Raw genomic sequence first — 23,194 nt, 5'->3', positions numbered from 1 at the left:
ACGAGGTCACCGGAACTTTACCGAACGACTTTCAGTAAAACTCTTCCCGGCTGTTCGAGTGACCCCTACATTACCGAAAACCGAATGACTTTCAGTTAAGTCGTCGTACGACGGGAGGGCGTCACCGCCATGCAGGCCGACATCGTGTTCACCGGAGGGACCGTCAGGACCGGGGCCGCCGAAAGCCCGGTGCTCGACGCACTCGCCGTCACGGGCGGCAGGATCAGTGCGCTCGGGCCGGAGGCGATCGCCGCCCGGGGCAGGGACACCACCGTCGTCGATCTACGAGGAGGCGCGCTGCTGCCCGCGTTCGGCGACGGACACGTGCACCCGGTGATGGGCGGTCTGGGCCTGCTCGGAGCACCCGTGCGCGAGTGCACCTCCGTGGAGGCGATCGTCGACGCCGTACGGCACTGGGCCGACGGGCACCCCGAGGCCGAGTGGATCACCGGCGACGGCTTCGACGCCTGGCTCGCCCCTAACGGTCGGTTCGACGCCCGCCGACTGGACGAGGCCGTCCCCGACCGGCCCGTGGTGCTGCGCACGATGGACCACCACACGGCGTGGGTGAACACCGAGGCGCTGCGCCGGGTCGGGTTCACCGCCGCCACACCCGACCCGGACGGCGGGGAGATCGTGCGCCGGGAAGGCTCCACCGAACCGCTGGGCACCCTTCGGGAGTTCGGTGCCGTGCTGCCCGTACTCGACCTCGTACCCCAGCCGGCCCACGACGCGCAGGTGGAGGCGCTGCGGCAGACCGCCGCCCGGTTCGCCGCCTCCGGGGTGACCTGGGTGCAGGACGCCTGGGTGGAACCGCACCACGCCGATGTCTGGATCACAGCGGCGACCAGCGGCTCAGGGCTTCCCGTCCGTGCCGACCTCGGCTTCTTCCTGGGGCCGGAGCACTGGCGCGAGAACATCCTCCGGCTCGCTGCCGAGCGTGAACGTGTGGAGGGTGCCGCCCCCGGGCTGCTCACCGCGCACACCGTGAAGTTCTTCGCCGACGGGGTCATCGAATCCGGCACGGCCACCCTCCTCAAGCCGTACAGCGACTGCCCGCACTCCCACGGCATCGCCAACTGGACACCGGCCGAACTGGCGAATGCCGTCACCGCGGTCGACGCCCTCGGCTTCCAGCCGCACATCCACGCGCTCGGCGACGGCGGCGTCCGCGTCGCCCTCGACGCCATCGAGGCCGCGACCCGCACCAACGGCCCCCACGACCGCCGCCCGGTCATCGCCCACGCCCAACTGATCGACCCCGCCGACCTCCCCCGCTTCGCCGAACTCGGGGTGATCGCCAATCTCCAGCCGCTGTGGGCCCAGCCCGACAGGCTGATGACCGAACTCATCCTGCCGAAGATCGGCCCGGAGCGCGGCGCGCGGCAGTACCAGATCGCCGCCCTGCTCGCCTCCGGCGCCCGCATCTCCTTCGGCAGCGACTGGCCGGTCACCGATCACGAGCCACTGCGGGGCATCGCCACCGCCGTGACCCGCCAGACGCCCGAGGGAATCCCCGACGGCGGCTGGCTCCCCCAGGAGCGGATCGACACCGCGACCGCCCTGGCCGCCTACTCCGCCGGATGCGCCTACCAGGCGTTCGAGGAGAAGAAGTGGGGCATCCTGCGCCCCGGTATGTGGGCCGACCTGGTGCATCTCGCCGCCGACCCGGTCGAGACCGCCCCGCGCGACCTGGCAGGCCTGCCCGTCCTGGGCACCTGGCTCGCCGGACGGCGCACGTACGGCTCCTGCGCCCCCTCCCCCGTTCCTGCCGCAGGACGGTACCGAAAGGCGCCGTCACGGCCGGACCGCGCACCAGGTCAGTAACCCACCCGTCGACCTCACGCATCACGCGGAGACCTCCATGACCGAGCCTCACACCTCCACCGCTCCCCAACAGCCTCCAACGGCCCCCGGGTCGGAGCCGACCGGACAACTGCAGCGGGGCGCGCTCGGCGTCACCGACATCGTCTTCTTCGTCGTGGCGGCCGCCGCCCCGCTCACTGTGATGGCCGGTATCGCTCCGCTCGCCATCCTCTTCGGCGGCATCGGCGCCCCGGTCGCCTACCTGACGGTCGGCGTCGTGCTGTGCCTGTTCGCGGTCGGTTTCACCGCCATGACGCCTCACATCCGCAACGCGGGCGCCTTCTACTCGTACATCGCCCGGGGCCTGGGCCGCCCTGCCGGGCTGGGAGCGGCGCTGCTGGCGGTGTTCTCCTACAACGCCCTGCAGATCGGCACCTATGGCGCCTTCGGCTTCTTCGCCGCCGGCACCGCGGACGACCTCCTGGGCGTCGACCTGCCCTGGCCGGTCTACGCCTTCGCCGCGATCGCCGTGGTGTGGTTCTTCGGCTTCCGGTCGATCCATGTGGGCGCCAAGGTCCTCGCCGTCCTGCTGATCGCGGAGACCGCCATCCTGGTGCTGCTGGCCGGCGCGATCCTCGTCAAGGGCGGTGCGGACGGCCTGAGCCTGGCCTCCTTCGCCCCCTCCAACGTCTTCACCTCGCAGATGAGCGCACCGCTGGGCCTCGCCATCGCCGCCTTCATCGGCTTCGAGGCCACCGTCCTCTACCGCGAGGAGGCCCGCGATCCCGACCGCACCGTGCCCCGCGCCACGTACGTGGCCGTCGGCTTCCTCGGCCTCTTCTACACGTTCATCGTCTGGGCCATCGTCCAGGCCTTCGGCGACGGCAAAGCCGTCGGGACCGCGGCGCAGAACCCCGCCGAGATGTTCTTCACCGCCATGACCCGCTACGTGGGCGGCTGGGCCACCGACCTCCAGCGCGTCCTGATCGTCAGCAGCCTCCTGGCCGCTCTGCTCGCCTTCCACAACGCCATCACCCGCTACGGCTACGCGCTGTCCGTCGAGGGCGCCGCCCCCGCCCGCCTGGGCCGCATCCACCCCCGGCACGGCTCACCCTGGATCTCCGGCATCGCGCAGACCGTGCTGGCGGCCGTCGTCACCGCCGTCTTCGCCGCGATCGGCGTGCACCCGTACACCGAGTTCCTGCTGTGGGTGAACACCCCCGGAGTGGTCGGCATCCTCGCGCTGCAGACGCTCGCTGCCTGCGCCGTGGTCGCCTTCTTCCGCCGCAATCCCGGTATCGGCGGGGCGGGACGCCTGCGCACGGTAGCCGCGCCCGCGACCGCCGCGCTCCTCCTGGCCGTGATCACGGGGCTGGTCTGCACCCGCCTCAATCTCTTCACCGGCGCCCCGCCCGCCGTCAACTGGACGCTCGTCGCGCTCACTCCGGTCGTCTTCGCGATCGGCGCGGTCCTCGCGATGCGGATCCGCCGCAAGCGGCCGGAAGTCTACGCGAAGCTCGCCACCACCGACGTCGACTCCGTGTGACCGACGGGCAGGCCCCGTCGCGGGACGGCAGATCACCGCGACGGGGCCGCAGCCGCACGCCTACGTGCCCGCTCAGCCCTGTACGGCGGACGCCTGCGCCCTGTCCGCCGCGAGCAGCGTCGCGAACCGCGCCAATCGGGCTCCCTGGAAACGGGCGCAATCCAGCGTGACCTCGTCCGGGGCGTTGGAGGGGAATCCTGCGGGCCACGAAGTCCCGTAGGGGTTTCCACCGGCGGCGTAGACGATGTCGTCCGTGTAGCCGAGAGGGACGATGACCGCGCCCCAGTGGTAGAAGACGTTGTTCAGCGACAGGATCGTCGACTCCTGGCCGCCGTGCTGCTCGGCCGAGGAGACGAAGGTCGTCACCGGCTTGTCCGACAGCTTCCCCGCCTGCCAGAGACCTCCGGCGGTGTCGATGAACTGCTTCAGCTGCGCCGCCGGAGCGCCGTAACGCGTCGGTGTGCCGAAGGCGTATCCGTCGGCCCACTCCAGGTCGGCGAGTTCGACCACCTCGACGGTCGATTCGGTCTCCTGCCGATGCGCGGCCCAGTCCGGATTCGCGTCTATCGCCTCGGCGGGAGCGAGTTCGGCGACCCTGCGGAGCCGTACCTCGGCGCCCGCGGATTCAGCTCCTTCGGTCACTGCCTTCGCCAGCCGATGCACGGACCCCGTCGCGCTGTAGTAGACGACCAACACGTGTGCTGACACAGAAAACCCCTTCCGAGGGATGATGCTCGATCACGAATTAGGCGCCAGGCGCCGGTTCACTTGTCGGGTGCGTACGAGAGGACGGCGGTGACCGTCTTCTCCTCGGTGTTCGCTTCGATACCGGCCCAGCCGAGTTCCCGCCCCTGGCCGCTGAGCTTGGAACCGCCCCATGGCAGGCGGGGGTCGAGGGGCGCCCAGCCGTTGATCGCGACAGCACCGGCCTTCACGCGGCGAGCGACCGCGTGTGCCCTGCTGACGTCGGAGGTCCACAAGGTGGCGGCCAGCGCGTAATCGCTGTCGTTGGCGATCCCGATCGCATCGGATTCCGAGTCGAAGGGGATGACCGCACCCACGGGCCCGAAGATCTCCCGCCGGGCGATCGTCATGGTGTTGTCGACTTCGGCGAACAATGTCGGTTCAACGAAGAACCCTTTGCCGTCGGGCCGGCCGCCCCCTGCGATCAGGCGGGCGCCGTCGTCGATTCCTGCCGCGACGTACTGGGAAACACGCTCCAGCTGCCGTGCGTTGATCAACGCGCCCATCGTGGTGTCGTCGTCGAACGGGTCGCCGACCTTGATGTCGCGGGCACGAGCCACCAGACGTTCGACGAATTCGTCGTACACGGAACGAGCGACCAGGATGCGGCTGCCCGCAGCACACACCTCGCCCTGATTGGCGAAGATTCCGACCGCCACTCCCTGCGAGGCCTCGTCCAGATCGGCGTCCCCGAAGACGATCTGGGGGCTCTTGCCGCCGAGTTCGAGGGTCGTGCGCCGAAATCCCTTCGCGGCCGCGACGGCCACCTTGTATCCCGTCTCGGGGCTTCCGGTGAACGAGATCTTGTCCACCCCCGGGTGATCGATGAGCGCCTGGCCCGTCACGGCTCCGAGCCCCGGAAGCACACTGAACGCCCCGGCCGGGAACCCGGCTTCCTCAACCAGCGACGCGAGGAGAAGAGAGGTGAGGGGCGCGTCCTCCGGAGGCTTCAGGACGACGGCGCACCCCGCGGCGAGCGCGGGCGCGATCTTCCACGATCCGATCATGGTCGGTGAGTTCCAGGGCGTGATGGCCGCGACGACTCCGACCGGCTCGCGCACGGTGTAGCTGTGCGTGGGCCGGCCCATGTAGGGGGACGTCGGGACGGAGCGGCCCTCCAACTTGTCGGCCCAGCCGGCGAAGTACCGGAAGGCCCCGATCGCCTGGGGCAGGTCGATGGCCCGCGGCTCGAAGCCGGGCTTGCCGATGTCCAGCGACTCCAGCGTCGCGAATTCCTCGCTCCGGGCCTCGATGAGACCGGCCAGACGGTGGAGCAGGAGCGCCCTGGCGCTTCCGTCCGTTCTCCCCCACTCACCTTCGTCGAGAGCGGACCGGGCGTGGGATACGGCCTCGTCTACTTCCCGGGCCCCGGCGGCGGCCACGGTGGTGAGCCGTCGTTCGGTCACCGGGTCGATCACGTCGAAGGTGTCGATGCTCTGACCGCTGCCCCATCGTCCGGCGAAGTAGGGCTCCGTCGGAACCGTGCTGACCAGCTGTTCGGCTTCTGCGCGTGCTAGCATGGGTACGATTACCGTTCTATGTGGACGATATTCGAAACCATAAGGATGAGGGTGACCCCGGGTCAAGGGGTCGGAACCAGGGGGCCGTTCGGGCGGCCGTGACATGATGTCCGGCACAAAAGGGTGGGAGGCGAGAGAAGATCGTGGCGGCAACCGGCGGGGAAACGTCCCTGACTCTTGACCGTGGGCTGACGGTGTTGTCATTGCTCGCGAGGAACGCCGACGGTCTCACGGCGGCAGAGCTCGCCGAGCGGCTGAGCATCGCTCGGGCGGCCGTCTACCGTCTTCTGCGCACGCTGGAGGCGCACAGCCTCGTCGCCCGTATCGGCACGCGATACATCCTCGGGTTCGGCGTGGCCGAATTGGCCGGGCAACTCAAACCACGGCTGCAGGCCACCGTCCTGCCGATTCTGCGACGGCTCAGCGAACAGACCAACAGCACGGCGCTGCTGAGCGTCGCCGACAGCGACCAGGCCCTGATCCTGCTGACGGCGGAGCCGCCGAACTCCACCATGCACCTCGCCATGCGGGAAGGCGCCCGGCACGCCCTGACCATCGGCGCGGACGGCATCGCCATCCTCGCCGGCAGGCCGGAGAGCGACGAGGACACCGACGACGTCCGCGAGGCCCGTGGTCGCGGCTACGCCGTCAGCGTGGGCTCGATCCAGGAAGGTGCGATCGGCATCGCGGCCCCCATCCGGGTCTCGGACTGGTCGACAGCGAGCCTCGGAGTGGTGCAACTCGGCCTCAAGCTCGTCGACGACGAGGTTCCCCATCTGGTGACGGAGGCCGCCGGGACGGCCGCGACCCGGTTGGTCGGCGCGGCCGGCCCGGAAGCGGTCAGGCGATAGCGCCCCACGCCGGTGCGTCGCCCCGGCGGGACAGCCGGAAGCCCGCACGCGTCCGGTGTACGGGTGCGGGCCCGGCAAGGTCACTCGCCGTGCCGGTCACCCTGCTGTGGTGCGGAGTGACAGCTCTTCGCGCCATGCCCGGCCGGGGGCGGCACGTCCAGCGAGGGGTTGCGGTCGAAGAACCCGACCGGCTTCAACGCGAACCCGACGTAGTCGCACGGCATGATGGGCCAGTCCTCCGGCCGTGGCAGATGCGAGGTGCCGAAGGTGTGCCAGAGCACCACGTCCGTGTCGGCCAGATCGCGCTCCTGCTCGATCCACTGGCCGATCCCGTCGCCGGGGTGCTGGTTCGGGTAGTCGCCGGCCGCATGCAGTTCGTCCGGGCTGTACCGGGTCACCCACAGATGCGCCCGCGCGAACTCGGCGCGTCGTGCCAGATCGCTTTCGGGAGCGGCGAGCAGCGTCGGGCCGACGAAGGGGACCAGTTTGTAGGCGACGGGCTCGTCGAAGCGGTTGCGCACACCGGGATTGGTGATCTTCCAGGTGCGAGAGGTGAGCGGATCGCACATCCTGCGGCCGTCACGTTCGTTGGTGATCTCCGTGCGGCGGGCGACGATCGCGTTTCCGTACGGGTTGTCCGGCCCCATCGGGAGACCCACCGCGTCGACCTCCACGACCGTGTTGCGCGGCCCGTCGACTTCCATGTCCAGCCGCATGTTGAACAGGTGCTGGTGGTTCGGCGCGTCCAACTGGGGCGCCACGAGCGTTCCGTAGGCGGGTTTCTCGCCGGGAGCCACGGCCCGCGTCTGGACGATTCCGGTCAGCTTGGCCTCGAACTGGATCGTCCCGTCGAGGTAGAAGTACCAGAAGAAGCCGTACTCGTAGTTGCCGATCGTGTGGATCGACGACACGACGAGCCGCCGGGAACGCCTGACCTCCGCCTGCTCGACGTAGCGGAAGTCCCAGTGCTTCCAGAGGATTCCGTAGTCCTCCTCATGCAGACAGATGGCGTTGGTGATGGTGTGCGGGGTGCCCGACTCGTCGGAGAGCACGGAGTCGAGGTATCGGATCTCCCCGAGACAGTCGCATCCGAGACTGAGCGACCCCACGGTCTTCCCCAGGCTGTATTCGCCCGCGTCGAAGACGTTCCGGAAGTAGAAGTCGTCGCTGGTGTCGCCGTAGGGCACCACCATCTCGCTGATGCCGGCCCGGTGCACGATCGGGCGCCTACGTCCCCCGTCCTGGTAGGAGACATCGCTGATGACGAGGCCCTCCACCACGTCGATGTGGGCGTGCAGCCGCCATCGCTGCCACTCGATGACATTGCCGGACACCGTGAACGAGGGTCCTTCCGGCTGCGTGATCTCGATCGGGCGGAGGTCGTCGCGCAGCGGTCCCACGCTGCCCGGGTCGTAGTTCCCGCTCTCCGGCGGGAGCGGGAGCGGATCCCCCTCCGAGATGGCCGCCACCGAACGGGTGTCGCAGTCGATGACGAAGACGAGGTTCCCCACGGGCCTGGCGTAGCCGTTGTCCGCGGTGAAGTGCCGGATGTACGCGGTCGCGCGGATCACGCGTCGTCGCGCGTCCACACCCTCGATCGGCAGGGTGCCGGTCGACCAGGGGTCGAACTGCACCTGCGAGAGATCGTCGACTCCGTGCCGTGCCAGGGCCTCCACCGCGGCCGGGTCGTTCTTGACGATCTCGTCGAGCGCCATCAACTCGTCGATCATGATCGGCGGTTGCAGGCCCGGGAGGTGCTTGAAGGAGACCAGGCTGTCGTCGGTGAGATCGACCCGGGCCTCGAACATGGCGCTGGCCTCGGGGTCGTAGACGACGAGAAAGGCCACGCGGGGGATTGGGCTCGAGGGGTCGTACGCCCGCACCTGCTCCTTGTCCGGGAGGTCCAGCCGCACCAGGGGGAATTTGATCGCCCCCCGCTGAGGGTGACTGGCACGCACCACACCGACGGCCGTTTTTATTTCCTCGGCGGTCAGCGGATCGTACGGGTGTGCCGTGGTGGTGGTCACTGCCTTTCCTCCTGATGGCATGGGCGATGACGGGTGAGGTGGGTGGTGGTCCGGGTTGTCGTCAAAGTGGGGTCACTTCACTGGCGCCTTCCGCCGCCTGGTCCGTCACGGGTTCTCCCTGGCCGGAGGACCGGCCGAGCGCGAAGAGAGACCAGACCGCGCCCAGTGCCACCCACACGAGCAGAGCCCAGGGAACGGTGTCGAGAGGGCTGGCCGCCTGGTAGAACGAACCGAACACCGCCCCGGCCGCCACTGCTACACCGGTGCTTCCCGCGATGAGCAGTTTGGTGCGGCTGACATGGTTCCAGAGGCCCTTCACCCCCGCGGCACCGACGACGAGATACATGATCGCCATGCCTGTTCCGCCAAAGCCGGCCATCCAGCCGAACGCCGACGCCCATTGCGGCTGACCGGCCCCCTGGCCGAACATCCGGTCGCCCCCCACGCGCACGCCGACGATGGCGACACACGAAACAGCGCCCATCAGTACGGCGCCCCATACAGGAGTACGGAACCGGTGGTGCAGAACCGCCAGCTTCGACGGCAGCCGGCCACTGCGGGCCATCGAGAGCATGCCTCGAGTCGATGCAACGCCGACTCCGATTGCCACCGCGAGGATGTCGAGAATGATCAGGACCGCCAGGAAGTTTCCGAACGCGGCAGACCCGAACTCCCCACCGTACGAGAGCGTTTCCAGCGGGAAGACACTGTTCTTCCACGCCTCCGCGTCGAGGCCGAAACCCATGACCTGCGCGTAGGCCACCACCACGTAATAGACCCCGACGATGCCCAGCGACAGCATGACCGCCCGCGGCACATGGCGCTTGGGGTCCGAGGTCTCCTCAGCGAGATTGGCCGCCGACTCGAACCCGATGAACATGTTGATGCCGTACAGCACACCGAAGAGAAGATTCAGACTCCCCACGGCGAAGGGATTGAAGGGTTCGACGGACCAGCTTTCGCCGTTCTGGCCGCCGCGGAAGATGATGACCAGCGAGAAAGCAAGGACGACGACCATGGCGCTCAGGGCGAGGATGAGTTGCGCCCGGATCGAGACGTTAACGCCCACCACGAGAATCGTGAAGGCGACGGCGGCGTATCCCAGGGACAGCGGCCACCACGGCACGTCCACGGACATGGCGCTCTTGAGCCATGCCTGTGTGAGTCCGCCGAGGACGAGGAATGTCGCGGCTCCCAGAACCATCATGGCTCCGTAGTAGAGCCATCCGGTGATCACACCGATGCGCGGTCCGGCGGTGTCACTCACATATTCGTAGAGAGAGCCGCACAGATGGATGCGCTTCGCGTACTGGGCGATGATCCATCCCACGCCGCACATGCCGATGCCCGCGATGATGATCGCGACCGGCGTGGCGACGCCGGCACCGCGTCCCGTGGCCGACAGACCGACGATCAGGGGCAGTAGGGCCGCGACCGAGAAGACCGGTCCCATGAAGCCGAGTGATTGAGTGAGGACGCCGATCAGGGACAGGCGGCCTTGGGCCAGGGTGGTGCGATCAGGGCTTGTCATCCCGATCAGCCTCCAGTTGTCACCGCTGTGCGATATTCGTACATGGTGTACGTTTGTTGAGAGCACATGGTGTTGTGGCTCGTGGCGGGTGTCAAGGCCCGACGGACACAAATGCGGCCGCCCCCGCCGAAGCCCTTCGGCGGGAGCGGTGGTTGACCGGGGAAGAAGGCAGGATGGGCGGCTCTAAGCGGCCTTGGTGAAGTCCGGTGCGATATCGCGCCCCATAAGGGGCGCGGGGAACTGCGCGACCAGCCACGACGGCGCCGCAGACGACCGACGGCCCGTCACCGCCCCGCGGCGGAGCCGCAAATTGGCACAGCCGGCGGAGCGCTCAGCGCGGGCCCAGCAGGAACGCTCGGGCCGCTCCCGCGGCGGAGACCACTTCCGGTGTGGCCTCGTCGACGCGGTCCTGCCGGTGCGAGACGAACATGACGCAGGCGTCCAGTACGTCTCCGTCGCGGGCCAGCGGAGCGGCGACCGCGTGGGCTCCGGGCTCCACCGCGCCATGAGTGGTGACCCAACCCCGGCGGCGCGCCTCACGCACGGCGTCCGAGTCGCCGGCGGCGGGCGCCCGCCCGGCCCGGATCGCACACGGGGCGGCCCCGCGGTCCAACGGCTGGCGAGATCCCTTGCGGTAGGCGAGGTGGTAGTCGGCGTCCTGGGGAACCGCGGTCGCCACGGCGACGACACAGTCCGGTTCCGGGAAGAACAGGATCGCCGTACCGCCGTACCGGTCCGCGAGCTGTTGCAGCAGCGGCTGGATGAACTCGGCGAGGGTCGGCCGCGAACTACCCGCGAGCGTGTGCAGTTCTCCCCCGGGTACGTACGCGCCGTCCGCGCTCTTCGCCAGGAATCCCTCCGCGGCCAGCGTGCCCGCGAGACGGTGCACGACGGTCCGGTGCAGCCTCGTCCTGGAAGCGATCTCGGCGACCGTCAGGCCACGGGGCTGGTGAGCGACGGCCCGCAGGACGGCGAGGCCTCGGACGAGCGTCTGCGACGGTGGCTGACTGGGGCGCTTCGCCTTCTCCTCGCGCGCGCCCCCTGCTCCGTTCTCCGTGTCGTTCGCGGCCTCTGCCCCCACGCCGCCTACCACCTTCCGAGTTCCGCTCACGCGTTCAGCGTATGGCACGGGTTGGCCCCGGGGGTTGACGCCGGACTCTTCCCATGCTGATGCTGTGCACTATACGCACGGACGGTGCGCATAGTGCACGGAGGAACTTCCATGACCCACGCCACCACCGTCTGGCAAGCGAACCGATCCGGCGGCCTGATGGGGGCCGAGGCCTTGATCGAGACCTCGCTCGCCGCCGGGGTCGACGTCTGCTTCGCCAATCCGGGGACCACGGAGATGCCCCTCGTCGCCGCGTTGGACTCGGTTCCCGGCACCCGCGCGGTGCTCGGGCTCTTCGAGGGTGTCTGCACCGGAGCGGCCGACGGCTACGCCCGGATCGCCGGCCGGCCGGCGATGACGCTGCTGCATCTGGGCCCCGGTTTCGCCAACGGCATCGCGAACCTGCACAACGCACGGCGGGCCCACTCGCCGGTCTTCAACGTCATCGGAGACCACGCCAGTTGGCATCTCGCCTTTGACGCTCCCCTGACCTCGGACATCGTCTCCCTCGCGACCCCTGTCTCCGGCTGGGTCGGCACCGCCACTTCCGGCGCGGGCCTGGCCCAGCTCACCGCCCGCGCCGTCGCGGCCGCCACAGCCGCACCCGGCTGCGGGGCCACCCTCATCGCCCCGGCCGACTTCCAGCAGGAAGTGCTCAAGGCCCCCGTGGACGTCGAGTTGTCCCACCCCCGGAGCAGACCGGAAGTGGCGGCGGACGTCATCGACGCGATCGCCAAGCGGCTGCGTGCCGGCGAGCGGGCTGTCCTCGTGCTGGGCGGTGCGGCACTCGACGAGCGCGGTCAACGGGCGGCTGCCCGGATCGCCGCCGCCACCGGGGCGCTGCTGTACAGCGAGACCTTTCCGGCCGCCGCCGAGCGCGGCGGCGGCCTTCCCGACCTCGACCGGCTCCCGTATTTCCCGGAGAAGGCGATCGAGGCCCTCGCCGGGGCTCAACTGGTCGTGCTGGCCGGCGCGTTGGAGCCGGTGTCGTACTTCGGCTACGAAGGGGTTCCCAGCCTGCTGGCTCCCTACGGCACCGTGGAGGTACTGGGCACCCCGGAGGAGGACGCCGCACGCGCGCTCGAAGTCCTCGCGGCCGCACTCGGTGCTCCCGAACCGACCCCACAGCCGCCCCGACCGTACGACGAAGGACTCCCGGACGGAGCGCTCACGCCGCAGTCGGTCGGCCGGATCGTCTCGGCGATGCTGCCCGAACACGCCATCGTCTCGGTCGAGGGCGGCACCTGCGGCTACCCCTTCTTCACCGCGTCGTCGCGCGCCGCCCGCCACACCGCACTGACCAACACCGGCGGAGCCATCGGCCAGGGCCTGCCCGCCGCTGTCGGCGCCGCGATCGCCGCACCCGGCCGCAAGGTCGTCGCCCTGGAGTCCGACGGAAGCGCGCAGTACACCATCCAGTCGCTGTGGACGATGGCCCGGGAGCAACTGCCCGTCGTCACCCTCATCGCCTCCAACCGCGCCTACAACGTGCTGCGCACCGAGCTCGGCCGGCACGGACAGAGCCGTCCGGGCCCGGGCGCGACGGCGCTCACCAGCCTGGACGGCCCCGCCTTCGACTGGCCCGCGCTGGCCCGCGGCTACGGCGTGCCCGGCACACGGGTGGAGACGGGCGAGGAGCTTCGGCGCGAACTCGGCCGCGCGCTCGCCGCCGACGGTCCTCAGCTCATCGAGATGGCCCTGTGAGAGGAGCCACCATGCACAGCGCAGCAGCCCCGGTCACCGGCGCGGCGGAAGGGGTCACCGACGCGGCGGAAGCGGTCACCGACGCGGCGGAAGCGGTCACTCGCTTCCTGGCCGAACCACGGACCATGTTCATCGGCGGTCACTGGGTCGGGGCCCTGAGCGGCCGCTCGTATCCGAGCGTCGACCCCTCCACCGGTACCGTGCTCACGACCGTTCCCGACGGCGACGCCGCCGACATCAACCGGGCCGTCGCAGCGGCGCGCCGCGCCTTCGACGCCCCCGGCTGGCGGCGGATGAGCCCCATGGAGCGGGGCGCGCTGCTGAACCGTGTCGCCGACGTCATCGAGGCGCACGCCGAGGAACTGGCCCTGCTGGAGTCACACGACAACGGCAAGCCGGTCTCGGTGGCGCGGGCCGTGGACGTGGGCACCAGCGTGAAGCTGTTCCGCTACTTCGCGGGCTGGCCGAGCAAGCTGGAAGGCAGCACGATCCCCGTCTCGCCGCGCGGCGGGCTGCGGGTACTGAACTACACCACGCGGCAACCGCTGGGCGTGGCCGGTCTGATCGTGCCGTGGAACTTCCCCGTGTCGATGGCCTGTTGGAAGCTCGCGCCCGCACTGGCCACCGGCTGCACGGTCGTCCTCAAGCCGGCCGAGGAGACCCCGCTGTCCACGCTGCGGCTCGCCGAGCTGCTCCAGGAGGCAGGAGTGCCGGACGGCGTCGTCAACGTCGTCACCGGGCGCGGTGCCACGGCGGGCGCCGCCCTCGCCGCCCACGACGGAGTCGACAAGATCGCTTTCACCGGGTCCACCGAGACGGGCCGCGCCATCGTCCGTGCCGCCGCCGGGAACCTGAAGAAGGTCTCCCTCGAACTCGGCGGCAAGTCCCCGAACATCGTGCTTCCCGACGCCGATCCGCAGGCCGTCGCCGAGGCCGCCGCCCAGGCCGTCTTCTTCAACCAGGGCCAGGTCTGCACGGCCGGCTCCCGGCTGTACGTGCACCGCAAGATCTTCGACGAGGTGCTGGACGCCGTCGCGGAGCGCGCCCGCGGCATCGTCGTGGGGCCCGGCAGCGACCCGGCCACCGAGATGGGGCCGCTGGTCTCCGCGAGGCACCACGAGAGGGTCAGCGGATACATCGCCGCAGGCCGGGAGCAGGGCGCCCGGCTGGCGGCGGGCGGGGGGCGGCCCGACCTCGGCGCGCCGTACGACGGCGGCTACTTCGTCCAGCCGACGGTGTTCGTGGCGCCCGACGACAGCCTGAGCATCGTCCAGGAAGAGATCTTCGGTCCCGTGCTGGCGGCGATGCGATGGGACGACGTGGACGACCTGGTCGAGCGGGCCAATGACTCCCCCTTCGGACTCTCGGCCGGCATCTGGACCTCCGACCTGGGCCACGCCCACCGCATCGCGGACGAACTGCAGGCGGGCACGGTGTGGATCAACTGCTACAACCTCACGGATCCCGCTTCGCCCTTCGGCGGGTTCAAGCAGTCCGGCTGGGGCCGGGAGATGGGCCGGACCGTGCTCGACCTCTACACCGAGGTCAAGAGCGTCTGGGTCAACCTCAGCTGACATCCGAAGGCCCTTGTTGCCGAAACACCTTGTCGCTGAAGCCCCTTATTGCCAATCGCCTCTGTGGGAGACACGCATGGACCTGGAACTGGGCGGCAGGACCGCCGTCGTCACCGGCGGCAGTCTGGGCATCGGCAAAGCCACCGCCCGCGAACTCGCCGCCGAGGGTGCGACCGTCGTCATCACCGCCCGTCGGCTGCCCCTGCTGGAACGCACCGCCAAGGAACTCGAGGCCGAGACCGGCGGCCGGGTCGTTCCTTACGCCTCGGACACCGACGACACCGAGTCCGTACGCGCCATGGTGCGGCGCGCGGCCGACGACCTTGGGCGGATCGACATCCTCGTCAACGGCGCGGCCGCCCCTTCCGGGCTGGTGCGCAACTCGGTCGAGGAAGCCGACCCCGAACTGCTGCTGGCCGACATCAACACCAAGGTCGTCGGTTACTTCCGTTGCGCGCAGGCCGTCACCCCGCACATGAAGGCGGGTGGCTACGGCCGGATCATCAACATCGGCGGGCTGACCGGCCGTTCCAGCCACGCGCTCTCCGGCATGCGCAACCTCGCGATCGTCCACCTGACGAAGGCCCTCTCCGACCAGCTCGGCCCGTCAGGCATCACCGTCAACACCGTGCATCCCGGTGTGGTGGAGACCGAGCACATCCACGAGCTGTATGAGAAGGAGGCCGCCAAGCGCGGCATCACCGCGGCCGACGTCGAGGCGGACTTCGTCGCCCGTACACCGATCCGCCGGGTTCTGGAGGCGGACGAGATCGCCCAGGCCGTGTGCTTCCTCGCCTCCCCCAGGGCCGCCGCGATCACCGGTGAGTCCCTGGGCATCGACGGCGGTCTCACGCGCGGCATCTTCCTCTAGCTCCCTGCCGCCTCTCACCCACCCCCTTTTTGTTCCGCAGCTCCGAAAGGAAGCCCACGACATGGAAGGCACCATCCTGGTCGCCACCGCGGGCCAGGGCGTCCTGCGCTCCTCCGACGACGGCGCCACCTGGTCCCGTCTCGGACTCGGGCAGGCCCTGGAATTCGACGCCGTCGTCCGCTGCCTGGCCGTCCACCCCGAACAGCCCGACGTCGTCTTCGCCGGCGCCGACGCGGGTCTCGTCCAAAGCAGCGACGCAGGCGTCACCTGGCGCCGCGTCGACTCGCCCATGAACGACCGGACCATCTGGTCGCTGGCGATCGACCCCACCAACCCGGACACGATGCTCGTCGGAACCGGCGCTCCCTCCCGGGCAGCTGTGTTCCGCACCACCGATGGCGGGGGGACCTGGGAACAACTGCCACCTGAAATCCCGGAATTCTGCGCGGGCGTGAACCGTCCCAGGATCCTGACCTGCGTCGTCGACCGCTACGAACCCAAGAACATGTGGTTCGGCATCGAGGAAGGCGGTCTGTGGCGCAGCGGCGACCGGGGCGACACCTGGGAGCGGATCGACGGCACACCCGCCACCCTGCCCCACGGCGTCACCAACTCCGACATCCACTGTGTGCTCGTCCTCCAGGGCCCGCCGAAGACGATCGTCGTCGCCGTCGTCAACGCGCTCTTCGTCAGTCAGGACGACGGTGCGACCTGGACCCGTACCGACTCCCGCAAGACGTTCGGCATCTACTACACCCGGCTGGTCAAGCAGCTCCCCGGCACCGACGACCTGTTGCTCGGCATCGGCGACGGCACCCCCGGGACCACCACCAGGATCCTGCGCTCCGAGGACCTGGGGCGCACCTGGCAGGACACCGCCCTGGACACGCCCGCCAACTCGACCGTCTGGGCCTTCGGAACCCACGCCGCCGACCCGGAACTGGTCTTCGCAGGGACGAAGTACGGCCATCTCCTCCGCTCCACCGACGCCGGCCGCACCTGGCGCAAGGAGTGGCGCGAGTTCAGCGAGATCACCGACGTCACCTGGACTCCGGCAGTAGCACCCGCCACGGAAGGACACTGACAGTGGATCCCGACGAGCGCATACTCGACCCGAACGAGGAGCCCACGCCGATCCCCGCCGACCCGCAGGACGCTCCGAAGCCGCGGGTACGCCGCACCCATCTGTCGCTGTTCGTCCGCGACCCGGAGGCCTCGGCCAAGTGGTACGAGGACGTCCTCGGCATGGAGGTCACCGCACGCGGCCCGCAGTGGGTGTTCCTGTCCTTCGGGAAGAAGCACCACGACATCGCCCTGATCCGCGCCGAGGAAGAAGCCGCCGGCGGCGGCATCGGCCTGCAGCACTACGGGCTGGAGGTTGAGGGCGATCTCGACGAGTGGCGGCGGCTGTACGGGATGCTGCTGGCCAAGGGCGTACCCGTGGTCAAAACCACGGATCACAAGATCGGCTTCGGCCTCTACTTCACGGACCCGGACGGCAACCGCTTCGAGTTTTTCCACGAGACGGTCACCGACGACGAGGAGGGCAAGCGCGTCCTCGCTCTTTACGGCGCCCCCAGCGACCCGGTGGAGATCGAACCGCTCCGCGGTTAGTGCTGCCACCTCCGTCCCGCCCCGCCTCTTCACGGAGCCCCCATGCCCGCATCCCGTCGCCCTGATCACCCCGAGGAAACACCCGTGCCCCAGCCCAACTTCGCCGGCTACCACATCCGCAAGTGGTTCACCCAGACCGAGGACACCCTCGCCAACGAGACAGGGGCCCTCGCGGACGGCGAGCCCGTAAGCAAGATCGTCATTGCGGCCGCGATCCACAATCCCTACGCCGGACGGTTCAGCCAGGACCTCGGCGACATCGTCGCCGATTCGCCCAAGCTGGGTGAGGAGTTCGGCCGGCGGATCCAGGAGGCGGCCGGCGGCCGTGCCGTCCAGAGCTACGGGAAGGCGTGCCTGGTCGGCACGGCAGGCGAGTACGAACACGGCAACGCCTTCCTCACAGCGGTCTTCGCGGACCCGGTACGCGGGGCGGTCGGCGGCGGGAAGGCGTGGGTGCCCTCGACCGGAAAGCGGGGCGGGCCCGGTACCGTCCTCGACGTTCCGCTGGCCCACAAGGACGCTCTCTACGTCCGTTCGCACTACGACACCGTCACGGTGAGCTTCTCCGACACCCCGAACCCGGACGAGGTCGTGGTCGTGTTCGCGTTCGCCACGCGTGGCCGACTGCACGCCCGGCTGGGCGGCATCAGCGCCGACGAGGTGCAGGGCCAGGACGGGCTGCACTGAGATGGCCGCCGACACCACCGCAGTGGGGCAGGACCGCTTCGTCACGCTGGGCGGCCTGCGCACGCACTATGTCGAGTGGGGCGACGAGGACCGGCCCGCGATCGTCATGCTGCACGGCCTGCGCAGCTACGCCCGGACGTTCGAGCCGCTGGCGGAGCGGCTCGCCGGCCGCTACCGCGTCCTGGCCCCGGACGCTCGTGGGCGAGGTGACAGCGACTGGGATCCGCGAGGCGAGTACTACACGGAGTCCTACGTCGCCGATCTGGAGCAGTTCACCGACCGCCTCGGCCTGGACCGGTTCGTGCTGCTGGGTCATTCCATGGGCGGCACCACCACGTACGTCTACGCCGCGCGTCACCCCGAGCGGGTGGGCGCGGCGGTCGTCGAGGACATCGGGCCCGGCTCGTCGCTGTCCGGCGAGGGAGCCGAGCGCATCAAACGCGAAGTGGCGAACACCCCCCGCGACTTCCCCAGCCGGGAGGCGGCCCGCGCGTACTGGCGCGGCATCCGCCCGCACATCTCCGAGGACGCCCTCGAATCCAGGGTGCGGCACACCCTCGCTCCGGACGGGGAGGGACGGTGGCGCTGGAAGTTCGACCTGACGGGCATCGCGGCAGCCCGCCTCGACCCGGATCCGGCCCGGCAGGTGGACCTGTGGCCGTACGTCGAGACCCTTCGGTGCCCGACCCTGGTCATCCGGGGCGGGGAGTCGGACTTCCTCCCCGCCACCACCATCGCCGCGATGGCGCAACGCAACCCGCGCATCCAGACGGTGGAGATCCCCGGGGCAGGCCACTACGTGCACGACGACGCCCCGGATCTCTTCCATCACCACCTCACAAGATTCCTCAGGAGTTCGGAGGTTCTCCGATGACCGCACCCGTCGAACACCGCACCCAGGTCGCCGTCGTCGGTGCCGGGCCCGTCGGAGCGACGGTCGCGAACTACCTCGGCCTCTACGGTGTGCGCACCCTGCTGATCGACCGCAGTGAGGAAATCGTCGACTACCCGCGCGCGGTCGGCATGGACGACGAATGCCTGCGCAGTTTCCAGGGCATCGGACTCGCCGACGAGATGCTGGCCGACATGATCCAGAACGTTCCGCTGAGGATGTTCGCCGCGAACGGCTTCTGTCTCGCCGACATCCGGCCCGAAACCAAGGAGTACGGCTGGCCCCGGCGCAACATCTTCATGCAGCAACTCGCCGAGCGCACGCTGCGCGCCGGCCTCCAACGCTATCCCCACGTCCGGCCTCTGCTTGGGCACGAACTCATACGTGTGGAGCAGGACGGCACCGAAGCACGGCTCCACGTCACAGACCCCCACGGCGAACGCGTACTCGTCCACGCCGAGTACGTGGTCGCCGCCGACGGCGGCCGCAGCACCGTGCGCGAGCAACTCGGCATCCCGTTGAGCGGCGACACCCATCCCCGCAAGTGGGTGGTCATCGAGTGCGACAACGATCCGCTCGACGCCCCGTACACGGGACTGCACGCCGACCCGAAACGCCCGTACGTCTGCCTGGACCTGCCCTACAACTACCGCCGCTGGGAGTTCATGCTCTTCCCCGGCGAGGACGCCGAGGCCATGCTCCGGCCCGAGAAGGTACGCGAACTCCTCACCGGGCACGTGCCCGATCCCACGGCGCTCAACATCGTCCGAGCCCGCGTCTACACGCACCATTCGCGGGTCGCCGACCGCTTCGTGGACGGCCGGATCTGCCTCGTGGGCGACGCCGCCCACCTCATGCCCCCATGGGCAGGGCAGGGCATGAACACCGGCATACGGGACGCGACCAATGTCGCCTGGAAGCTGGCGGCGGTCGTCACCGGCCGCGCCCATCCGAGGATTCTCGCCACCTACGACACCGAGCGGCGCGAGCACGCCAGGACGATGGTGAAACTGTCGGACGCCCTCGGCCGGTTCCTTTCACCGACGAGCCCCACGGTGGCCCGCGCGCGCGACACCCTGTTGCGCGGACTCACGGTGGCACCGCCAGTGCGCGACTGGGTCATCCAGATGCGGTTCAAGCCCTTGCCCCGGTACAGCGAGGGCGTCATGCTGCACCGCCACGGGACCGCGCGGAAGAGGTCACCGGCGGGCCGGATGCTCATCCAGCCCAGGGTCGAGACCGCCGAAGGGCGGGTGCTGCCGCTCGACGAGACACTCGGCGAGTGGTTCGCCCTCATCGGCTACGGCACTGATCCGCTCGTACATCTGGATGCCGACTCCCGTGCCTTCTGGGACCGTATCGGCACTCGCTACATCACCGTCGTCGAATCCCGCTCCGGTCGGTCCCGTACCGAGCGGCTCACGTCGATGACCGACTCGGTGACGGTGGAGGACCTCGACGGCACGCTGCGGGACTGGTTCGGCCAGCACCAGGGCACCGTCGCCGTCGTCCGGCCCGATCGGTATCTCGCGGCCCTGACCGATCCCCGCGACCTGGCGACGGTGAGCGACGCCTTCGAACGAATGGTCGCGCCTTCGCGGTCCGCGGAGTTCAAGGATGCCTGGCGCTCGGTTCCCGCTGCGGAGGGAGAGGCGTCGTGATCATCGAGCAACGTGACTACCTCCTCAGGCCGGGCGCGGCGGCGCAGTATGTCCGGCTGTGGGAAGAGTACGGCCGCGAGCCCCAGGTACGGATCCTCGGCAACCTGCTCGGCTGCTGCACCACCGAGGTCGGTGAACTCAACACGGTGGTCTATTTCTGGGGTTTCGAGGGCCTGGAGGACCGTGCCAAGAGGCGTGCCGAATTGTTGAGCGACGACGACTTCACGGCCTTCCGAGGGCGCGTGCGCGAACTGCTCGTGCGCCAGACCAACCGCCTCCTCGTCCCCGCCACACCCCACATCCCCACCGCCCTGCACGAAGGAGTCCGAGGATGACCGCCGACACGGCCCCCTCGGAGGCCGCACAGGAGTACATCGACGCCATGGCCCGCGACCGCGGGTACGTCCTCGACTATCACAAGGTCATGGCGCAGCACGACTTCGATGTCCTGCAAGCGACGAACGGCCTGGTCGAGGCGGCCTATCTGAGGCCCCGTGCCCTGGATCGCCGCACCAAGGAGCTGTTGTTCATCCTCAGCCTCACCGTGATGAGGGCCGGCAAGGGACACATCCAGAGCCATATCCGGGTGGCCCTGGACCTCGGGGTCACGCCGCGGGAGATCCTGGAGGCGATCGAGATCGCCCTCCCGGAGGCGGGCATCGTCGCGTTCCAGGCAGGCCTGGAGGCCTGGCGGGAGACGGTCGGTGCCACCGGAATCGAGCCGAGGGCCGCCGTTCACGAGGGCGGTTCCGGCACGACGGAGTGAGCGGCACGGATGCGGTGATCATCCGTCAGGAGCTCCTGGTCACGAGGATCGGAGGACAAGGGCCGTAGGCGGCCCTCAAAGGGAGGCCGCCTACGGTGGTCGGTTGCGGGGCGTCGTTGGCCGCGGTCCGCGGTGGTTCAGCGAGTGTCGCGGGCAGCGCGGAGGATGAGGTCGGTTACCGCCGCCGGATGCGAGACCGTGACTGCGTGCGAGGCGCTGCCGACGGTGACGGTGTGGGCGTGGGCGCGCTCGGCTATCCACTGCTCGGCCTTGGGCGGGATGTTGTAGTCCTCGCCGGCGATCAGGGCGTAGGAGGGGATGTCCTGCCAAGCCGCCTCTGAGGCATTCTCCTCCAGGGCGAGAGTGGAGACCGGCCGCTGGGTGGCCGCCATGATCGCGGCGGTGGTGACGGGTACGTCGGCGGCGAACTGCTGGTGGAACCTGTCCTGCTGGATGGTCAGCTCTGTGCCGGTGCCACCGCCGGGAAGCGGGTAGGAGGCGGCGTTGCCACCCGATGCAGGTCCAGTTCGAACAACACCCGCATGCCGCAGTGCTCCAGGCACAGGCGCAGCATCGGCCGACCTTTGCTGATCCTCGGCCAGACCCGCACGTCCCCGATCCCCGTCGGCGCCAGCAGGCCGTCGTGAAGAAGGTCACGGCCGATCCGCCAGGTGACGGGAGGCCCACCCTCCGGGTGGAAGGTGACCGAGACGAAGACTGGCTTTTCGAGACGTACGACCTGGTCCCGCCCGGAGAGGAACTCACAGGTCTCGACTGGGACGGACTGGTGGCCAACCCGCTCGAGGACCACTGACCACCACGTCGATGGACCTTCGTTGCCCGCCTCGCACACCAGCGGAAACAACACGTGCGGGCCGAGGCTCAGCTCGACCCGCACACGTTGGGGATTGGTCTGTGTCCGAGGGGGGACTTGACGGCTGACGATACGCTCGTCGTCGCTCGGGGGCGGCTCTCTCTGCAATAGGCTCGACGGAGTGCCGCTGCCGTGCCTTCCCTTGAAGGGGACCGACGCACCACGGCTACGACGCCGTGGCCCAGTCCGTCTGGGACTGGGGGGGTGCGTCCACAACGGCTTCCTTCACCGAACCGGCCGTGAGCTTTGGACGCGGAGGTCCTGGAGGACCCCGAACTGTCCAAGCGATCTGGCTGTTGCTGAGGCACGCGCGGCCTATGCCCTTGATGGTTGTGAACGATCACGGAATCCTCGCCGATCCCATCACCCAATCAGCAGCCATACTGAGCCGGAGAGGTGCGAAGGGCCGCTCTGACGCTGTAAGCCGGGTCCGCAGCCAACTGCTCGCGCACTGCGGGATGGGACGTGTCGCCCTTCTGGTTCAATGCGCGTGCAAGCGCGCGACGAACGCGCACGTCGGGATCGGCGGCCAGGCGACGGCCCAGGTGTGCCGGCTCCCCGTGGTCGGCCCACAAAATTGCGGCAAGGCTACGGATTGCCCATCCTTGGCTGGCAAGGAAAGCAAGATCGTCCTTGACCGTGTCGCCAAGCCGCTGCAGAGCTCGGGTCGGCCAGTAATCAGCGTCTTCTCCCAGCAGCGAGTACACGATGCGTCTCACGTGATTACGTTGAGGCTCGTCTGCCGCGAGCGTGGCCGCCAGCATGACTGCTTGACCACGACTGTCGCGCGGTGTTCCATTCATGCGAAAGCCACCGAGTTTATGCGTGAACTGCTCGTTGAGTTTGTCGTGGTCCGAAGGCGTGGGGGACGTGGCCAGGCGTATCGCGGCCTCGAAGTATTCTCCCTGCTTGGACTGGTTGATATGAGGGCTGAGGTTGGCGGCGGCGATCAGATACTCGCCTCGGTCGCTTGAACTGAGGTGGGGTTCGTCGGCCCGTGCGAGGAGTTCAGCAACCGCCGAATCTATCGCGTCGGAAGGGAGATGACGGATCAGGAGCGAATCACCGATCGCGTTCGTCCCGACTGAGTAGACCCCCTCCGTGTGCTGGAGCGGTGTTGTAAGCCTTGTCAGCGCCTCGGTAGTAGCGGTGGCTTCGAGGTCTTTGGCATCTTCGAACGCCAGCGTCTCATTTGCCCAGTGGTTTCCTGCTCGTGCGAGGTTGGCGAGTGCGTCGTGGGCGTACGATCGATTCTTGTCGATCGCATCGAGGGTGGTGCTGTTGCGCGAACCGTGGGAGCGGCCGAGCAGAGTCACTAGTACTACAGCCGGTGGTTTCACGGTGAGTGAGCTTGTGCGGCTCGGGTGCGGTAGTGGCTGGCTCGGGCCCGGATCTGGTGGCGGGTGCGCCAGCGG

Annotated in this window: 20 protein-coding genes and 1 pseudogene; 13 read left to right on the top strand and 8 right to left on the bottom strand. The window is 69.1% G+C overall.

The annotated features are described in order from the left end of the window. Positions 1-129 precede the first annotated feature (129 nt). On the top strand, positions 130-1,827 hold the full coding sequence (locus ABD357_RS37645) for an amidohydrolase (protein ID WP_344395833.1): 1,698 nt from the start codon (positions 130-132) through the stop codon (positions 1,825-1,827). Between the two features lie 37 nt (positions 1,828-1,864). Next, complete coding sequence (locus ABD357_RS37640) at positions 1,865-3,352, top strand: APC family permease (RefSeq protein WP_344395832.1); 1,488 nt, start codon at positions 1,865-1,867, stop codon at positions 3,350-3,352. A 72-nt stretch (positions 3,353-3,424) separates the two neighbouring features. On the opposite strand, the gene wrbA is transcribed toward ABD357_RS37640, so the two are convergent. Both wrbA and ABD357_RS37630 read right to left on the bottom strand, forming a co-directional pair. After that, positions 3,425-4,060: an NAD(P)H:quinone oxidoreductase gene (gene wrbA / locus ABD357_RS37635; protein WP_344395830.1), complete on the bottom strand. Its 636-nt coding sequence runs from the start codon at positions 4,058-4,060 to the stop codon at positions 3,425-3,427. A gap of 56 nt (positions 4,061-4,116) precedes the next feature. Continuing rightward, entirely contained in the window at positions 4,117-5,616 is a 1,500-nt protein-coding gene (locus ABD357_RS37630) for an aldehyde dehydrogenase family protein (protein WP_344395829.1), read from the bottom strand. A 143-nt stretch (positions 5,617-5,759) separates the two neighbouring features. Between ABD357_RS37630 and ABD357_RS37625 the strand changes: the two genes are divergently transcribed. Next, entirely contained in the window at positions 5,760-6,467 is a 708-nt protein-coding gene (locus tag ABD357_RS37625; protein ID WP_344395827.1) for an IclR family transcriptional regulator, read from the top strand. 80 nt (positions 6,468-6,547) lie between these two features. Here the strand turns inward: ABD357_RS37625 and ABD357_RS37620 are convergent, their stop codons facing one another. From ABD357_RS37620 to ABD357_RS37610, 3 genes are all read right to left on the bottom strand, one after another. Continuing rightward, the gene (locus tag ABD357_RS37620; protein WP_344395825.1) at positions 6,548-8,494 is read right to left on the bottom strand and encodes a primary-amine oxidase; all 1,947 of its coding nucleotides are present in this window, start codon (positions 8,492-8,494) and stop codon (positions 6,548-6,550) included. A 61-nt stretch (positions 8,495-8,555) separates the two neighbouring features. After that, positions 8,556-10,025, bottom strand: a complete 1,470-nt coding sequence (locus ABD357_RS37615; RefSeq protein WP_344395824.1) for an APC family permease — start codon at positions 10,023-10,025, stop codon at positions 8,556-8,558. A 331-nt stretch (positions 10,026-10,356) separates the two neighbouring features. Next, positions 10,357-11,136, bottom strand: a complete 780-nt coding sequence (locus tag ABD357_RS37610) for an IclR family transcriptional regulator (protein ID WP_344395823.1) — start codon at positions 11,134-11,136, stop codon at positions 10,357-10,359. A 111-nt stretch (positions 11,137-11,247) separates the two neighbouring features. On the opposite strand from ABD357_RS37610, the gene ABD357_RS37605 reads away from it, so the two are divergent. The 10 genes from ABD357_RS37605 to ABD357_RS37560 all read left to right on the top strand — a co-directional run bounded on the left by ABD357_RS37605 (position 11,248) and on the right by ABD357_RS37560 (position 20,905). Beyond that, positions 11,248-12,840 (top strand): acetolactate synthase large subunit, encoded by a 1,593-nt coding sequence (locus ABD357_RS37605; protein ID WP_344395822.1) that lies wholly within the window; start codon positions 11,248-11,250, stop codon positions 12,838-12,840. Positions 12,841-12,851: 11 nt separating this feature from the next. Continuing rightward, positions 12,852-14,414 (top strand): aldehyde dehydrogenase family protein, encoded by a 1,563-nt coding sequence (locus ABD357_RS37600; protein WP_344395821.1) that lies wholly within the window; start codon positions 12,852-12,854, stop codon positions 14,412-14,414. 76 nt (positions 14,415-14,490) lie between these two features. Further along, positions 14,491-15,285 carry an SDR family NAD(P)-dependent oxidoreductase gene (locus ABD357_RS37595; RefSeq protein WP_344395820.1) on the top strand — a complete coding sequence of 265 codons (795 nt, stop codon included), beginning with the start codon at positions 14,491-14,493 and terminating at the stop codon, positions 15,283-15,285. A 61-nt stretch (positions 15,286-15,346) separates the two neighbouring features. Continuing rightward, on the top strand, positions 15,347-16,369 hold the full coding sequence (locus ABD357_RS37590; protein ID WP_344395819.1) for a WD40/YVTN/BNR-like repeat-containing protein: 1,023 nt from the start codon (positions 15,347-15,349) through the stop codon (positions 16,367-16,369). Between the two features lie 2 nt (positions 16,370-16,371). After that, the gene (locus ABD357_RS37585; RefSeq protein ID WP_344395818.1) at positions 16,372-16,899 is read left to right on the top strand and encodes a VOC family protein; all 528 of its coding nucleotides are present in this window, start codon (positions 16,372-16,374) and stop codon (positions 16,897-16,899) included. Positions 16,900-16,941: 42 nt separating this feature from the next. Continuing rightward, positions 16,942-17,586 carry an amino acid synthesis family protein gene (locus tag ABD357_RS37580; protein WP_344395816.1) on the top strand — a complete coding sequence of 215 codons (645 nt, stop codon included), beginning with the start codon at positions 16,942-16,944 and terminating at the stop codon, positions 17,584-17,586. A 1-nt stretch (position 17,587) separates the two neighbouring features. Continuing rightward, positions 17,588-18,460 carry an alpha/beta fold hydrolase gene (locus ABD357_RS37575; protein WP_344395815.1) on the top strand — a complete coding sequence of 291 codons (873 nt, stop codon included), beginning with the start codon at positions 17,588-17,590 and terminating at the stop codon, positions 18,458-18,460. Beyond that, positions 18,457-20,139, top strand: a complete 1,683-nt coding sequence (locus ABD357_RS37570) for a bifunctional 3-(3-hydroxy-phenyl)propionate/3-hydroxycinnamic acid hydroxylase (protein ID WP_344395814.1) — start codon at positions 18,457-18,459, stop codon at positions 20,137-20,139. The genes ABD357_RS37575 and ABD357_RS37570 overlap by 4 nt, the downstream gene beginning before the upstream one ends. Further along, positions 20,136-20,474: an NIPSNAP family protein gene (locus ABD357_RS37565; protein WP_344395813.1), complete on the top strand. Its 339-nt coding sequence runs from the start codon at positions 20,136-20,138 to the stop codon at positions 20,472-20,474. The genes ABD357_RS37570 and ABD357_RS37565 overlap by 4 nt, the downstream gene beginning before the upstream one ends. Continuing rightward, the gene (locus tag ABD357_RS37560; protein ID WP_344395812.1) at positions 20,471-20,905 is read left to right on the top strand and encodes a carboxymuconolactone decarboxylase family protein; all 435 of its coding nucleotides are present in this window, start codon (positions 20,471-20,473) and stop codon (positions 20,903-20,905) included. The genes ABD357_RS37565 and ABD357_RS37560 overlap by 4 nt, the downstream gene beginning before the upstream one ends. A gap of 137 nt (positions 20,906-21,042) precedes the next feature. Here ABD357_RS37560 and ABD357_RS37555 read toward each other — a convergent pair whose 3' ends face one another. From ABD357_RS37555 to ABD357_RS37545, 3 genes and pseudogenes are all read right to left on the bottom strand, one after another. Beyond that, a complete protein-coding gene (locus tag ABD357_RS37555) occupies positions 21,043-21,468 on the bottom strand; it encodes an alpha/beta fold hydrolase (RefSeq protein ID WP_344395811.1) in 426 nt (141 codons plus the stop codon). Positions 21,469-21,470: 2 nt separating this feature from the next. Next, positions 21,471-21,572, bottom strand: a pseudogene (locus ABD357_RS37550) (SsgA family sporulation/cell division regulator); the annotation flags it as partial. A gap of 578 nt (positions 21,573-22,150) precedes the next feature. Beyond that, the coding region (locus tag ABD357_RS37545) for a hypothetical protein (protein WP_344395810.1) at positions 22,151-23,194 on the bottom strand (1,044 nt) is incomplete at its 5' end.

This window comes from Streptomyces vastus (assembly GCF_039532825.1).
GTDB classification, from domain to species: Bacteria; Actinomycetota; Actinomycetes; order Streptomycetales; family Streptomycetaceae; genus Streptomyces; species Streptomyces vastus.
This window is presented reverse-complemented; position numbering and strand designations above follow the sequence as displayed.

Bases quoted from the DNA above. Each gene is read 5' to 3' on its own strand.
- ABD357_RS37630 (WP_344395829.1), bottom strand. From the start codon at position 5,616: ATGCTAGCACGCGCAGAAGCCGAACAGCTGGTCAGCACGGTTCCGACG.
- ABD357_RS37615 (WP_344395824.1), bottom strand. From the start codon at position 10,025: ATGACAAGCCCTGATCGCACCACCCTGGCCCAAGGCCGCCTGTCCCTG.
- ABD357_RS37600 (WP_344395821.1), top strand. From the start codon at position 12,852: ATGCACAGCGCAGCAGCCCCGGTCACCGGCGCGGCGGAAGGGGTCACC.
- ABD357_RS37645 (WP_344395833.1), top strand. From the start codon at position 130: ATGCAGGCCGACATCGTGTTCACCGGAGGGACCGTCAGGACCGGGGCC.
- ABD357_RS37575 (WP_344395815.1), top strand. From the start codon at position 17,588: ATGGCCGCCGACACCACCGCAGTGGGGCAGGACCGCTTCGTCACGCTG.
- ABD357_RS37605 (WP_344395822.1), top strand. From the start codon at position 11,248: ATGACCCACGCCACCACCGTCTGGCAAGCGAACCGATCCGGCGGCCTG.
- ABD357_RS37570 (WP_344395814.1), top strand. From the start codon at position 18,457: ATGACCGCACCCGTCGAACACCGCACCCAGGTCGCCGTCGTCGGTGCC.
- ABD357_RS37580 (WP_344395816.1), top strand. From the start codon at position 16,942: ATGCCCGCATCCCGTCGCCCTGATCACCCCGAGGAAACACCCGTGCCC.
- ABD357_RS37590 (WP_344395819.1), top strand. From the start codon at position 15,347: ATGGAAGGCACCATCCTGGTCGCCACCGCGGGCCAGGGCGTCCTGCGC.
- ABD357_RS37595 (WP_344395820.1), top strand. From the start codon at position 14,491: ATGGACCTGGAACTGGGCGGCAGGACCGCCGTCGTCACCGGCGGCAGT.
- ABD357_RS37640 (WP_344395832.1), top strand. From the start codon at position 1,865: ATGACCGAGCCTCACACCTCCACCGCTCCCCAACAGCCTCCAACGGCC.
- ABD357_RS37560 (WP_344395812.1), top strand. From the start codon at position 20,471: ATGACCGCCGACACGGCCCCCTCGGAGGCCGCACAGGAGTACATCGAC.